We start from the raw sequence: 13,946 nt of genomic DNA, 5'->3' as shown, positions 1-13,946 counted from the left end.
GGGACCGCCCGCCGTCACGCTCCCGCGGTCAGCGGATCGTCGTGCTCGCCGTGTCCGCGTTGCTGCGGATGGACGGGTCGGGCGTCTTCGTCGAGAACGCCGCCGCCAGCGCGGTCGCCGTGCCCGAGACGGCCGCCCTCACCGTGATCTTCTCCGACACGGTCCGCCCGTCCGCCAGGCCGGCCCGCTGGAACACCACGACGTTCCCGACCCTGGTGTACGAGCCGGTCGCCGAGACGAACTGCACACCCGCGGGCAGGACGACCTGCGAGAAGACCGACCCAGACGCAGCCGGACCGGCGTTCGTCGTGATGAGGGTGTAAGTGAGCGTCCTCCCCTTCACCGCCGAGGCCGGCCCGGAGAGGTCGACGCGCAGATCGGCCTTCGTCGCGACCTGCTTCGGCGAGACCGTCAGCGTGCTCGTCGCCCGAGCCGTGCCCGCCGAGTTCGCGGCCTGGATGCTGAAGGTGGTGGTCCCGGCCGTGGTCGGCGTCCCGGAGAGGCGCCCGGTCGCGTCGAGGGTGAGTCCGGCGGGCAGTGCGCCGGAGACCAGGGAGACCGACGGAGCGGGCGTGCCGCTCACCGCGTAGCGGAAGTCGTAGGCCGAGCCGACGACGCCGGCCGCGACCGTCCCGGAGAGGGTCGGCGCGACCGTCGGTGACGAGACGGTGACGGTGCTGGTGGTCTCCGCGGAGGCGGTGCCGGCGCGGGCCGCCAGCGTGAACGTGAAGGTGCCCGGCGCGGACGGAGTCCCGGTCAGGCGCCCGGCCGGAGTCAGGGTGAGGCCGGACGGGAGCGCACCGGAGGAGACGGCCACCGACGGCGCGGGGAAGCCGGAGACGGTGTAGCCGAAGTCGTAGGGGGTGCCGACGACGCCCGGCCCGGGGGTGCCGGAGATCGCCGGTGCAACGGCGGCGGGGGAGACGACGACGGTGCTGGTGGTCTCCGCGCTCCCCGCAGCGTTCGAGGCCCGCAGGGTGAAGGTGGAGCGTCCGTCGGCGGTCGGCGTCCCGGTCAGGCCGCCACGATCATCGAGGCTCAGGCCGGCGGGGAGCGTTCCGGAGACGAGCGAGACCGTCGGCGCCGGTGTGCCCGTCACGCTGTAGTCGAAGTCGTACGGGGTGCCCACCGTCGCGGCGGGCGGGTCGCCGGCCAGGGTCGGCGCGACCGTCGTCTCCGCCACGGCGAACGTGTGCGGGGCCCCGACGGTAGCGCCGAAGGGGTTCCGCGCGGAGACGGCGAAGGTGGACGTGCCCGCGGTCGTCGGCGTGCCGGAGAGGAGCCCGGACGCGCTGAGGGTCAGGCCGTCGGGGAGTGAGCCGGAGGCGATCGCGAACGAGGCGGGGCGGTCGGCCGCGAAGGTGTACGAGGCGGCCGCTCCGAGCGGCCCGGACGCGGGAGGAGCATCCGCCGTCAGGACCGGACGCGGGCCCCGGGCGAGCACGTGATCGGGTCCGGCTGCGAGAGCCGTCGTGCCGGCGAGGCCGGCGGGTGACTGCAGCTGCCCGGCCGAGCTCCGGCCCCAGCCGACGATCGTGCCGTCGCCCTTCAGCGCGAGGCTGTAGTCGGACGCGGCGGCGATCGCCACGACCCCGGACAGGCCTTCCGGCACCGTGGTCTGGCCGTAGTCGACGACGACCGAGTCGGAGCTCGCGCCCCAGGCGACGACGGTGCCGTCCTCCTTCAGCGCGAGGCTGTGGGTCTCTCCCGCCGCGACGGCCACCACGCCCTCGAGCCCCGCGGGGACGTCGGTCTGCCCGTAGAGGTCCCAGCCCCAGGCGACCACCCTCCCGCCGGACACGGCGAGGCTGTGGCGCTGGCCCGCGGCGATGGCCGTGACGCCTCCGAGGCCGGCCGGGACCAGGCCCTCGCCCAGCCCGTTGCTGCCCCACGACGTGACGGTGCCGTCGTTGCCGAGCGCGAGGCTGTTGTCGCGGGAGGACGAGATCGCGACGATCCCGGTCAGCGCGGCACTCCTCGACACCTGCCCGTCGCCGTCGTAGCCCCAGGAGACGACGGTCCCGTCGCTCTTCAGCGCATGGCTGCTGTAGTCGCCGGCGGAGACCGCGACGACCCCCGTGAGACCGTCGGGGACGCTGGTCTGCCCGTACGACCCGCGGCCCCAGGCGACGACCCCGCCGTCGCCTTTCGCGGCGAGGCTGTGGGTCCGGCCCGCGGCGAGGGAGAGGACGCCCTCGACCCCGGCCGGGACCGTGGTCTTCCCGTCGGTGCCGCTTCCCCAGGCCGCCACCCCGAGGACAGGGGCGGACGGAGCGGCGACCGCCGCGAGAGGAACGGCGGTGCCGACGAGGAGCGCGACGGCCGCGGTCAACCCGAGCAGACCCCGCCGGAGCCGCCGCGCCGCTCCTGGATCCCGCGGCTGCGACGTGCCGTCCTGGACGGCGGGCGGACGAGGGACGGTGCTGGAGCGCATGTGCTGCCTTCGATCGGGACGGCCCTCATCGGCCGTCCTCGAACCGTGGCACGGCCGTCCCGCCGCTGACAATGTCCTCTAGCGGCCCTGTCCGGAAGAGGGCGCCGCGGAGCTCCGCGGAGGGGACGTAGGCCCGGTCTCACTGCGGCCGAGCGCTCCCGCCGCGGGCCCGTGACGGTCAGCGCATCCCGAGGGACGCCGTCGCGTCCGGACCGCTCAGCGGGGTCGGAACGGGGACCCCGGCTCTCCCGCGTACGGGGCGTCCGCCTGGTCGAAGTCCCAGCGGCCCGCGGTGGACGGGCGGACGACGGGGGTCTTCGTCGGGGTCGGCGTCGCCGACGGCGCCGGCGCGGCGGCCAGCCCGGCGTGCCAGCGGAAGATCGCGTCGATGCCGTCCTGGTTCACCCACGACGGTGCGTTGTGGCCGAGCGCGTGCGTCCGGACGGTCGCCTCCCTGGCCGTGGCCGTCGCCTTCTTCACGAGGGCGAGCCCGTGCAGTGCCGGCGGCACGCTCGGGTCCGGGTGGGCCGTGTCGGACACCACCGCGCGGATGTTCGCGCCGGCCCAGGCGGAGGCGGGCAGCCGCTTCGGGTTGTGGGAGTCGATCTGAGCGGTGCTGCCGCCGAAGGCACCGCCGATCGAGAAGCGGCCCCGCGTCGTGCGGTCGTGGGTGTCGCGGAGGTCGTAGACGCCGTTGACCAGGTAGACGCCGTTGATGCCGGGGAAGACCCGCGCGCCGTAGTCCTCGCAGGCGAGCGCGCCGCCGGCCGACATCGCCCAGAGGTAGCTGGCGGCGATCGGGAACTGGCCGGAGAGGTAGGCGTAGCCGTTCCGCTGGTGCTTCTGCGCGGTGTCGTTGGTCCAGATCGTTCCGCCGAGCGTCTGGCAGATCGCGATGGCGCCCCGCTCGACGGCGAGCTCGGCCGGGTACGCGAAGACGCTGGACAGCGAGGTGTGGTCGGCCTGCGCGGAGTGGATGAACCAGATCACCGGTACCGCCGCGGCCTGCCGCGGCTTCACCGTCTGCGGCACGAAGATCCGCGCGAGGTCGCCCGCGATCGAGACCGTGAGGACGTCGTAGAGCACGCCGCGGTTCTTCGTCCTCACGTTGATCGTGCGGGTCCTCTCCCCGGGCAGGCCGGGCACGGGGGAGGCGGAGGCGGAGGCGGCCGGGAGCGTCGCCGCGCCCAGAGCGAGAGCACCCGTGAGGGCGCCGCCGATGACGGCGCGCCGCCGGAGGCCGGGAGTTCGAGAGGGGGGTACTGCTGAATCGTCGGGGGACACGGGGGCTCCTCGTGCAGGGACCGCGAACCGACGAGGTCGGCGGAGCGGTCCGGGTCGGCGGGGGGTGTGCCTGCAACGCTAGCCGGAGGACCGGCCGGACGACCCGTCGATGCGCGCCAGTCGCGGGACGGCGGAGGGACGACGCCGCAGGGGCGGAACGATCCACGGCTCGGCGACCGCATCGGCGGCGGATCGAGGCGCTCAGGAGGCGAAGGAGAGGCCCGTTCCTGATCGTCCGCCCCGCCGGTTCCGACCCTTTCGCCCCGTTCGGGAGCACTTCCCCGCACCGGTCTGGCCCCCCGGTGTGAAGGCTCCCAGGTTCCTCGCGCTCGTCGGCGGACCGGTGCCAGCGTGAAGGGACCGAGAAGCAGAAGGAGAAACGACCATGACTCTTCGACGAACTCTTGCCACCCTCGCCCTCACGGGCGCCATCGCCTCCGTCGGCGTCGTCGCTGTCGCGACGCCCGCCTCCGCGGCCGAGGTCGCGAACGGACAGTACGTGAACGCCGGGAACTACGCGTGCGGAGCCCAGGAGGTGGCCACCGGCGCCACCCTCGGACCCGAGGGCGTCCTGCGCCAGCGCGCTCTCGTCTTCCGCAACTGCGGGTCGAGCACGGTCGAGCGCAAGGCCGACATCATCGCCGACTTCGACGGCAGCTGCTACTCCGTGGCGCCGGGCAAGGCCCGAGTCCTCGACGCGCTGTTCGTGGCGGCGGGACGCAACACCTACCGCGCGTCCAAGGCCTGCTGAGGTCGCGTGCTCCGCCGGAGGGGCGGGTCGGGGACATCCCCGGCCCGCCCCTCCGGCTGTCCGGAACGACCACGCCGTCCGAGCCGTCCTCCCGCCGACCCGCCCGCGGATCACTCCAGCACAGGCCCCAGCTCCGCCAGGACCTCCGCGACCCGGGCCCGCGCCCGTGCATCCAGCCCGCGGACCGGACGCGGGAGGCAGCGCGCCTCGGCGAGACCGAGCTGCTCCGCCATCGCCGCGACCACGCGGTAGCTGCCGCCGTGCTCCGCGAAGAGGTCCCAGACGGGCTGCAGGCGCGCCGATCCCGCGATCGCCGCCGCCTCGTCGCCCGACTGCGCCGCCCGGGCGATCGACAGCGCCGTCCGCGGGAAGAGGCCGCCGATCACCGAGTACCAGGCGTCGCAGCCGCCGAGCAGCCCGCGCGCACCCGCGGCGTCCCCCGAGACCCCGACAGTGACCCCCTCCGGCACCCGCGCCCGGATCTCGCGGACGCGCGCCGCCGCGGCGCCCGGTCCCTCCGGCACGCCGGGGATCTTGAGGGAGGCGACCTGCGGCAGCCGGGCGACGGCCCCGTAGAGGTCGTCGGAGAAGGAGAAGCGCGTCGTCCCGGGGTTGTCGTACACGACGAGCGGCACCGAGAGCTGAGCCGTCACGTCCTCGTAGAGCCCGAGCACGTCCTCGTCCGTCAACGGCTGGTAGCCGAGCGGCGCCAGGAGCACCGCGCTCGCCCCGGCGCTCTGCGCGTCCTCGGCGAGCGCCAGCACCTGCGAGGTGCGCAGCGCCCCGATCCCGACCACGACCGGCACCGGGCCGGCGCTGCGGACGGCGATCTCGGCGGCGCGCCGGCGCTCGCCGCGGTCCAGGTACGGAGCCGAGCCGGTCGAGCCCAGTGCGCCGATCGAGTCGACTCCCGCCCGCGCGAGCCGCTCGACGAGAGCGGCGAACGACCGCTCGTCGATGCTGTCGTCGCGGAGCGGAGTGAGGGGGAAGGCGCTGAGTCCGGTGAGCACGTCGGTCCGTTCGCTGGGGGCGGGAGGGGCCCGGCCAGTCTCCCCGGCGGCAGGGGCCCGGTCGAGGCCAGAACCGCCGGGGGCCGGGGGACCAGCCGTCACTCCGCGTCGAGCACCACTCGGGAGTGGAGTCCGAGCCGGTCGAGGAACGCCTCGTCGTGGCTGACGACGACCAGGCCGCCCCGCCAGACGGCGAGAACGTCGACGAGGTGGTCGGTCGTGGCTAGATCGAGATCGTTCGTCGGCTCGTCGAGCACGAGCAGCTGCGGAGCGGGCTGCGCCAGCACGAGCCCGGCGAGCGCGACGCGGAACCGCTCGCCGCCCGAGAGCGACGCGATCCTCCGATCGACCACGTCGCCGCGCACCAGGAGCCGCGCGAGGGCGTTCCGCAGCTCGACCGCCGGACGATCCGGCGCGGCCCGGGAGACGTGCTCCCGCACGGTGGCCTCCTCGTCGAGGAGTCCCTCGCGGCGCTGGGGGAGCCAGCCGACCCGCTCCGTCAGCGCTCGGGCCGTGGTGCCGGCGAGCGGATGCTCCCGCGCACCCGGCGCCCCGACGAGGTGCTCGAGCAGGGTGGTCTTCCCCGTCCCGTTCGCGCCGACCACGGCGATCCGCTCCGGCCCCTGGAGCACCGTCGTCCGGCCGCGCACCGTCACCTCCGCCAGACGGCGCCCGGCCGCGACCCCGGGGTCCGGCAGGTCGAGGCGGACCCGGTCGTCGTCCCGGACTGCTCGCGACGCTGCGTCGACCTGCTCGCGCGCCCGCGCCTCCGCGGCCCCGTGCCCGGAGCGCAGCCGTCCCGCGGTCGCCTCGGCTCGTCCTCTCCGCGCGTTCGCGAGGATCGCGGGCATCGACTCCGCCGATCGCGCCCCCGCCCGCGCGCGGCGGGCGATGGTCGTCTCGGCCTCGATGCGCTGCCGCCGCTCGGCGCGGAGAAGCCGGTCGGCGTCGCGCAGATCGCGCTCCGCGGCCGCCTGCTCGAGGGCGAGCCGCTCCTCGAACGCCGAGAACGTCCCGCCGGAGGTGCGGACCGCCCCGTCGCGCAGCTCCGCGATCTCGTCGACGTGCTCGAGCAGCTCCCGGTCGTGGCTGACGAGCACGAGCGTCCCGCGCCACCGGTCGACCAGGTCGAGCAGAAGCCCTCGGGAGCGCCGGTCGAGGTCGTTCGTCGGCTCGTCGAGCACGGCGATCGGCCGACCGCGCAGCCGGACGCCGGTCACGGCCGTGAGGACGGCCTGCCCTCCGGAGAGGGTCGCGACCGGCCGCAGCAGGTCCGCCTCCTCCAGGTCGAGACCGGCGTCGCCGAGTGCGGCGAGCGCTCGGGCCTCGAGGTCCCAGTCGTCCGCGAGCATCTCGAAGTGCCGCGGATCCGCGTCGCCGCGGAGGATCGCGTGCAGAGCGTCCAGGCGATGCCGGATCCCGAGGAGATCGGCGACGGTGTCGCCGGGCCCTCGCCGGAGGCGCTGGGGCAGCAGGTCGACGGGTCCCGTCGTCGAGACGCTCCCGGCGGTGGGGGAGAGGCCGCCGGTGACGAGGCGGACGAGGGTCGACTTGCCGGCGCCGTTCGCGCCGACGAGACCGGTGCGCCCGCGTCCGAACGCAGCGGTGACGCGGTCGAGGACGACGGAGCCGTCGGGCCAGGCGAACGTGCAGTCGTGGAGGACGACGGCGGGCGGGGTGGTGCGGGAAGTGGAGGGCACGGTGCTCCAGGGGTCGGTGTCGGCGCACGACGACCACCGGACTCCGAGGGAGCAACGGCTCGCCCCTGAGGGGCGGGCACGGGGGACGTCAGTGCGAGAGCAGCTGCTGCGTCGTGGACGCAGTACCGGTGCTGGAGCGCAAGAGTCCGTCTTCCGTGCGGGGAGCCCCCGTGACCGCGAGCCGCTGGATCGGCCGGTATAGCGGCCGGCACCGACGTCGCGGCTCGCGACGAGGTACGGGTCGACCGTACGTGCCCGTCGGACCCGCGCGCAACCGTGACCGACTGCTCGTCCGCGGCCTGCGTCCGTCGGCGCCGTCGCGCGGCTCGCGGCGGACGGCTCTCCACCCACGGCGGGACGGCCGGACCGCCCTGGTATGCACGCTGCTGCCCACCGGTCGAGGGGGTCGCCGGCGGGCCCTCCCGTCGCCGCGCCCTCACTACGCTGAGCCCATGGTGACCATTCGCGACGTCGCGGCCGATGCGGGGGTGGCCCGCAGCACGGTGTCCTACGTGCTCTCCGGCAACAAGAAGCTCCCGGAGGCGACCCGCCTGCGCGTGCTCGCGAGCGTGGAGCGGCTCGGCTACCGGCCCGACCCGATGGCGCGGGCCCTGGCGCTGCGGCGCACGAACATCCTCGGCTTCTTCGCCTCCGTCGATCCGGAGTCGCGGCAGACCGATGTCGACGTCTTCATGCGCTTCGTGCGGGCGGCGATGTACGCGGCCCGCGCCCGCGGCTTCGACCTGCTGATGATGGGCACGGGCGAGGGGGAGCTCGCGCGCGACGTCCTCGCCGATGCGCTCGTCGTGATGGACATCCGCCGGGACGACCCCCGGCTGCCGGTCCTCGCGAGCATCGGCCTGCCGACCGCGCTGGTCGGCTACCCGGGCGAGGGCAGCCCGTTCAGCGCGATCGACCTCGACTTCGACGGCGCGGCGCGGGTCGCCGTCGACCACCTCGCCGACCTCGGGCACGTCGAGATCGCGGTCCTCGGGATGGGCCCCGACGCCTACGAGAGCGGCTACGCCTTCGCCCTGCGGTTCCGCGAGGGCTTCCTCGACCAGTGCCGCCTGCGCGGCGTGCGGGGCGCCGTCATCCCCAGCACCGACGACGTCGACGACTGGTTCGAGCAGGCGCAGGAGCAGCTCCCCGGCCTCAGCGCCGTGGTCACTCACGGGCCGGGCGTGCTCGAGCCGTTCCTGCAGCGCCTCAGTGGCCTGGGCCTGCGCGTCCCGGAGGACTGCTCGATCATGACCATCGCCCCGGAGGCGGTGATGCGGCACGCCGACCAGCCGGTCACCGTGGTGGACCTGCCCGGCGACGAGATGGTCTCGCGGGCGGTCGACCTGGTGCTCGACGAGCTCGCCGGCACCGCGACTCCGGGAGTGACGGAGCTGCTGCCCGCAGTGGTCGTGGACCTCGGCACCACCGCGCCCTTCTCGCCGGGCACCAGCCGGGGCGTCGTCCCCTCGTGGCGGCGGGCGCGCGGCTGACGTCGACCGGGTCGCCGGGGGCGTTCCCCGGGCGATCGGTGAACCGGTTCTCCGAAATCTATTGAACCGGTTCTCCGACTCGGTTAGGCTCGCCACGACTACCGGACGGACCGCCTCAGCGGGCGCCCCCGGAGGGTCTTCCCGGCGCGAGCGCTCCGCTCGTCCCGACCGTATTCAGAGAGGAATACCGTGAAGAACAGCATCCGACGGGCCGCAGGCGCCGCCTCCCTCGTCCTCATCGCCGGAGTCGCCCTCAGCGCGTGCAGCGCACAGGGAGCGGGCGACGACTCGTCGAAGTCGCTCACTCTCTGGGACAGCTTCACCCAGTACGACGCGTCCTCCCCCTACGGCCAGCTTCTGGCCGGCTGCGAGGCCTCGACCGGGATCACCCTCGAGCGCACCTCCGACCCCGACCTCACCACCAAGCTCCTGCAGTCGGCCGCGTCGAAGACCACGCCGAACCTGGTCGTCCTCGACAACCCCAACGTCGCGAAGTTCGCCGACACCGGCCTGCTCGTCGACAACGCCGCCTCCGGGCTCGACACCAGCGACGTCCTCCCGAACGTGCTCGCCGCCGGCCAGCTGGACGGGAAGACCTACGGCTCGTCGATCGGCTCGAACACCCTCGCGCTCTTCTACAACAAGGCGCTCTTCGAGGCCGCCGGCGTCACTCCGCCGACGACCTGGGACGAGCTGACCACCGCCGCGAAGGCCCTCACCGCGGGCGACGTCACCGGGCTCGGCTTCTCCGCGATCGGCACCGAGGAGGGCACCTTCCAGTTCCTGCCCTTCTTCTGGGGCTCCGGTGCGACCCTCGAGGACATCTCCTCCGACGACGCCGTCTCGGCGCTCGCGCTCTGGACCGACCTGGTGAAGAGCGGCTCGGCCTCGCAGGCGAACGTCAACGCCAACCAGCAGGACGTCCGCGACCAGTTCCTCGCGGGCAAGCTCGGGATGATGGTCAACGGCACCTGGCAGCTCTCCGCCCTCGACGAGGCGGGCATCGACTACGGCGTCGTGCCGATCCCGGCGAAGGACGGGGGAGCGGCACCGAGCCCGCTCGGCGGCGAGTTCGTCGAGGTGGTCGCCTCCGACGCCGCGAAGCAGACCCTCGCCACGGAGTTCGCGCAGTGCGTCATCCAGCCCGACAGCCTGAAGGCCTGGGCGGCCGGCCAGTCGTACATCATGCCGTACGCCGACGCGGCCGCCGAGCAGGCGACCGAGGACCCCGCGCTCCAGCCGTGGGTCGAGGCCATCTCGGTCGCGCAGGGACGCACCAGCGACCTCGGCGTCGCCTACCCGGACACCTCGAAGGCGCTCTGGACCGCGATCCAGGAGTCGCTGACCGGCTCGAAGACGCCGCAGGCGGCCCTCGACGACGCCGCGGCGAGCCTGAAGTAGCGGCCGCATGACCGACCCCGCCGTGCTCACGGCGCCGGTCGCGGGCGGGGCGGCCACCAGGCCGCCCGCCCGCCGCCGACCCCGCTCCCACCTCCGCCTCGCCGCAGCCGCCTTCATGGCGCCCGTGGTGATCTTCCTCGCCGTCTTCTTCGTCTACCCGATCATCCGCGGCGTCGTCCTCAGCCTCCAGGACTTCGGACCGTCGTCCTTCGTGACCGGGATCGCCCCCTTCGTCGGCTTCGACAACTACGTCACGGTCGTCACCGATCCGATCTTCGCGAGCATCGCCTGGCACACCGTGGTCTTCACCGTGGTCTCGCTGGTGGGCCAGTTCACGATCGGCATGGCCCTGGCGCTGTTCTTCAGCCGCCGGTTCCCGCTCTCGGCGACGTTCCGCTCCCTCATCCTGCTGCCGTGGCTCCTGCCGCTGATCGTCTCGGCGACGGCCTGGCGCTGGATCTTCGACCAGCAGTTCGGCATCCTGAACGCCGCGATCGGCACGCCGGTCGGCTGGCTGACCGATCCGTCCGTCTCGCTGTGGGCGGTCATCATCGCCAACATCTGGCTGGGCATCCCGTTCAACATGGTGCTGCTGCACGGAGGCCTGCAGGGCATCCCCGAGAGCCTCTACGAGGCCGCGGCACTGGACGGCGCCTCGCGCTGGCGGTCCTTCTGGAGCATCACCTGGCCGCTGCTGCGACCGGTGACCTCCGTCACGCTCCTCCTCGGCCTCGTCTACACGATCAAGGTGTTCGACGTCATCTGGATCCTCACCAAGGGAGGCCCGGCCAACAGCTCGCACACCCTCGCGACCTGGGCCTACGAGCAGTCCTTCACCGACCTGCAGTTCGGAGTCGGTGCGGCGGCCGGCCAGATCCTCGTGATCGTCGCCCTCGTCTTCGGCGTGATCTACATCCGCGCCCAGCGCAAGGAGGACCTCGGATGAACCGGCACACCACAGGGCTGCGCCGCGGGATCGACGTGGTCATCGCGATCGTGCTCTGCGGCTTCCTCCTCTTCCCGCTCTACTGGATGGTCAACGTCTCGCTGACCAAGCCGCAGAACCTGATCCAGACCCCGCCGAGCCTGTTCCCCGGCGACCCGACCCTCGACGGGTACGTGCAGGCGTTCTCGACGCAGCTGCCGAACCTCATCACGAGCCTCGTGATCTCGATCGGCTGCGTGATCCTGACGCTGGCGATCGCCCTGCCCGCCGCTTTCGCGATGGCGAAGTTCCGGGTGCGGGGGACCGGCGTAGTGATGTTCGTGTTCCTCCTCGCCCAGATGATCCCCGGGATCGTCCTGGTCACCGCGCTGTTCGCGATCTACAACGCGCTGGGGCTGCTCAACACCTATCCGGGCCTGATCCTCGCCGACGCGACCGCCTCCGTGCCGTTCGCGGTGATCATCCTCCGGGCCTTCATGCTCGGCATCCCCGACGAGCTGATCGAGGCCGCGCGGATCGACGGTGCGAGCAACTGGCGCTCCTTCGTCTCGATCGTCATCCCGCTGAGCCGGAACTCGATCGTGACCGCGGGCCTGTTCTCGTTCCTGTTCGCCTGGGCCGACTTCCTCAACGCGAACTCGCTCACCTCGGGCAACAGCATCGTGCCGTTCACCCTCGGCCTCTACCGCTACATCGGATCGACCACCACCAACTGGAACGGGATCATGGCGACCGCCGTGATCGCCTCCATCCCGGCCGCCGTGCTGCTGATCGTGGCCCAGCGCTACGTCGCCGCCGGGGTCACCGCCGGCGCGGTCAAGGACTGAGCGCCGTGCCCGACTCGAGGAAGCAGGAGCACATGGACACCGACGCGTTCGCGCTCGAGGGGGACCGCCTCGTCTGGCGCGGCGACGGCGAGACCGTCGTCGTCGAGCCGTGGGGGAGGGACAGCGTCCGGGTCCGCGCCCGCCGGTCCGGGGAGGTCCTCGACACCGACTGGGCGCTGATCGCCCCCGAGCGCCACGCGCCGGAGGTCTCGATCGAGGGACCGCGGGCGACGCTGCGCGCCGGCGGCATCACCGTCGTCCTCGAGCAGCAGGAGGGCTACGGGTACCAGACCGGCTACCACGAGCTCTCCTGCTCCCTCTCCTTCTACGACCGTCGGGGGGAGCTGCTCTTTCGGGAGCTCGGGAGCGGGGGAGCGCTCAAGCTGCGCGCCCGCGAGCAGCGTCCGCACCTGGGCGGCGACTTCCGGCTGACCGCGCTGTTCGAGACGTCCCCCGACGAGAAGCTGTACGGGATGGGGCAGTACCAGCAGGACATCCTCGATCTGAAGGGCTGCACGCTCGAGCTCGCGCACCGCAACTCCCAGTCGAGCGTCCCGTTCGTGCTGTCGAGCCGCGGCTACGGGTTCCTCTGGCACAACCCCGCGATCGGCCGCGCGACCTTCGCGGCCAACCGCACGGAGTGGTCCGCCGAGTCCTCCCAGCAGCTCGACTACTGGGTGACCGCGGGGGAGACCCCGGCCGACATCACCCGGGCCTACGCCGACGCGACCGGGCACGTCCCGATGATGCCCGAGCACGGCCTCGGCTTCTGGCAGTGCAAGCTGCGCTACTGGAACCAGGAGCAGCTGCTCGAGGTCGCCCGCGAGCACCGGCGCCGCGGCCTGCCGATGGACGTGATCGTGGCCGACTTCTTCCACTGGCCGCACATGGGCGACTTCCGCTTCGAGGAGGAGTTCTGGCCGGATCCGTCCGCCATGGTCGCCGAGCTGCGCGAGCTCGGGATCGAGCTGATGGTCTCGGTCTGGCCGCAGGTGTCGGTCGAGTCCGAGAACTACATCGCGATGAAGAAGGGGAACCTCCTCGTCAAGGCCGAGCGGGGCCTGGACCTGCACATGCAGTTCGAGGGTCCGAGCGCGTTCTACGACGCGACGAGCCCCGCCGCCCGGAGGTTCGTCTGGGAGGCGTGCCGGCGCAACTACGGCGAGCACGGGATCCGGCTCTTCTGGCTCGACGAGGCCGAGCCCGAGTACGGCGTCTACGACTTCGACAACTACCGCTACGCCGCCGGCCCCGCCGTCCAGGTCGGCAACCTCTACCCGCAGGCGTTCTCCCGCGGCTTCTTCGAGGGGCAGAGCGAGGGCGGGGAGACCGCGATCGTCAACCTCGTCCGCACCGCGTGGGCGGGCAGCCAGCGCTACGGCGCGCTCGTGTGGTCGGGCGACATCCACTCGACCTTCGCGGACCTGCGCCACCAGATCACGGCCGGCATCCACATGGGCGTCGCGGGGATCCCGTGGTTCACGACCGACATCGGAGGATTCGCCGGGGGAGACCCGTCGGATCCGGAGTTCCGTGAGCTCCTCGTGCGCTGGTTCCAGTTCGGCGCGTTCAGCCCCGTGATGCGCTTGCACGGCGACCGCGCGCCGTCGGCCCCGGTCACGGCCGCCGACGGGAGCCGCCGCGCCGAGACCGGAGCCGCGAACGAGGTGTGGAGCTTCGGCGAGGAGGCCACGCCGATCCTCACCCGACTGCTGCATCTGCGTGAGACCCTGCGCCCGTACACGCGCGAGGCGATGCGGGAGGCGCACGAGCTGGGCCAGCCGGTGCTGCGCGCGGTGTTCCACGAGTTCCCGGGGGACCCGGAGGCCTGGGATCTGGCCGACCAGTACCTCTTCGGATCGGACCTGCTGGTGGCTCCGGTCACGCACGCCGGAGACGTCTCCCGACGGGTCTACCTGCCCGCCGGGGCGCGCTGGACGGAGCTCTCGACGGGCGCCGAGCACGAGGGCGGGCAGTGGATCGTCGCCGACGCGCCGCTGGCCGTCATTCCGGTCTTCGCGCGCGACGGCCGGCAGGCGCACCTCGTCGGGCAGCTCTGAGCGGAGGCTCCCCGCTGACCGGAGGGTTCCGCCGGGAGGA

Annotated in this window: 10 protein-coding genes; 6 read left to right on the top strand and 4 right to left on the bottom strand. The window is 73.1% G+C overall.

Features of this window, described 5'->3' with window-relative positions; genetic code table 11:
* Nucleotides 1-28: 28 nt before the first annotated feature.
* Together C5C36_RS02265 and C5C36_RS02260 are read right to left on the bottom strand one after the other, a co-directional pair.
* Complete coding sequence (locus C5C36_RS02265; protein ID WP_104268664.1) at nt 29-2,434, bottom strand: putative Ig domain-containing protein; 2,406 nt, start codon at nt 2,432-2,434, stop codon at nt 29-31.
* A 216-nt stretch (nt 2,435-2,650) separates the two neighbouring features.
* A complete protein-coding gene (locus tag C5C36_RS02260; protein ID WP_104246834.1) occupies nt 2,651-3,718 on the bottom strand; it encodes a hypothetical protein in 1,068 nt (355 codons plus the stop codon).
* A 385-nt stretch (nt 3,719-4,103) separates the two neighbouring features.
* Here C5C36_RS02260 and C5C36_RS02255 point away from each other — a divergent pair, with 385 nt between their 5' ends.
* Nucleotides 4,104-4,469 (top strand): hypothetical protein, encoded by a 366-nt coding sequence (locus C5C36_RS02255; protein ID WP_104232590.1) that lies wholly within the window; start codon nt 4,104-4,106, stop codon nt 4,467-4,469.
* A gap of 110 nt (nt 4,470-4,579) precedes the next feature.
* Here C5C36_RS02255 and C5C36_RS02250 read toward each other — a convergent pair whose 3' ends face one another.
* Nucleotides 4,580-5,479 (bottom strand): dihydrodipicolinate synthase family protein, encoded by a 900-nt coding sequence (locus tag C5C36_RS02250; protein ID WP_104232591.1) that lies wholly within the window; start codon nt 5,477-5,479, stop codon nt 4,580-4,582.
* A 98-nt stretch (nt 5,480-5,577) separates the two neighbouring features.
* Complete coding sequence (locus C5C36_RS02245; RefSeq protein ID WP_104309150.1) at nt 5,578-7,179, bottom strand: ABC-F family ATP-binding cassette domain-containing protein; 1,602 nt, start codon at nt 7,177-7,179, stop codon at nt 5,578-5,580.
* A gap of 452 nt (nt 7,180-7,631) precedes the next feature.
* On the opposite strand from C5C36_RS02245, the gene C5C36_RS02240 reads away from it, so the two are divergent.
* The 5 genes from C5C36_RS02240 (at nt 7,632) to C5C36_RS02220 (ending at nt 13,906) form a co-directional block, all read left to right on the top strand.
* Nucleotides 7,632-8,672, top strand: coding sequence for a LacI family DNA-binding transcriptional regulator (locus tag C5C36_RS02240; protein WP_104222050.1), 1,041 nt, complete (start codon nt 7,632-7,634; stop codon nt 8,670-8,672).
* A gap of 189 nt (nt 8,673-8,861) precedes the next feature.
* Nucleotides 8,862-10,073, top strand: coding sequence for an extracellular solute-binding protein (locus tag C5C36_RS02235; protein ID WP_104222048.1), 1,212 nt, complete (start codon nt 8,862-8,864; stop codon nt 10,071-10,073).
* A 7-nt stretch (nt 10,074-10,080) separates the two neighbouring features.
* Nucleotides 10,081-11,019 carry a carbohydrate ABC transporter permease gene (locus C5C36_RS02230; RefSeq protein ID WP_104225253.1) on the top strand — a complete coding sequence of 313 codons (939 nt, stop codon included), beginning with the start codon at nt 10,081-10,083 and terminating at the stop codon, nt 11,017-11,019.
* A complete protein-coding gene (locus tag C5C36_RS02225; RefSeq protein WP_104222044.1) occupies nt 11,016-11,846 on the top strand; it encodes a carbohydrate ABC transporter permease in 831 nt (276 codons plus the stop codon). Before C5C36_RS02230 ends, C5C36_RS02225 begins: the two co-directional genes overlap by 4 nt.
* Nucleotides 11,847-11,878: 32 nt before the next feature.
* The gene (locus C5C36_RS02220) at nt 11,879-13,906 is read left to right on the top strand and encodes a TIM-barrel domain-containing protein (protein WP_104309149.1); all 2,028 of its coding nucleotides are present in this window, start codon (nt 11,879-11,881) and stop codon (nt 13,904-13,906) included.
* Nucleotides 13,907-13,946: the final 40 nt, after the last annotated feature.

It is taken from the genome of Rathayibacter sp. AY1G1 (assembly GCF_002932095.1).
Taxonomy (GTDB): domain Bacteria; phylum Actinomycetota; class Actinomycetes; order Actinomycetales; family Microbacteriaceae; genus Rathayibacter.
The sequence above is the reverse complement of the archived record's forward strand: the minus strand, read 5'-3'. Positions and strand labels throughout refer to the sequence as shown.

Bases quoted from the DNA above. Each gene is read 5' to 3' on its own strand.
- C5C36_RS02265 (WP_104268664.1), bottom strand. From the start codon at position 2,434: ATGCGCTCCAGCACCGTCCCTCGTCCGCCCGCCGTCCAGGACGGCACG.
- C5C36_RS02255 (WP_104232590.1), top strand. From the start codon at position 4,104: ATGACTCTTCGACGAACTCTTGCCACCCTCGCCCTCACGGGCGCCATC.
- C5C36_RS02240 (WP_104222050.1), top strand. From the start codon at position 7,632: ATGGTGACCATTCGCGACGTCGCGGCCGATGCGGGGGTGGCCCGCAGC.
- C5C36_RS02230 (WP_104225253.1), top strand. From the start codon at position 10,081: ATGACCGACCCCGCCGTGCTCACGGCGCCGGTCGCGGGCGGGGCGGCC.
- C5C36_RS02225 (WP_104222044.1), top strand. From the start codon at position 11,016: ATGAACCGGCACACCACAGGGCTGCGCCGCGGGATCGACGTGGTCATC.
- C5C36_RS02220 (WP_104309149.1), top strand. From the start codon at position 11,879: ATGGACACCGACGCGTTCGCGCTCGAGGGGGACCGCCTCGTCTGGCGC.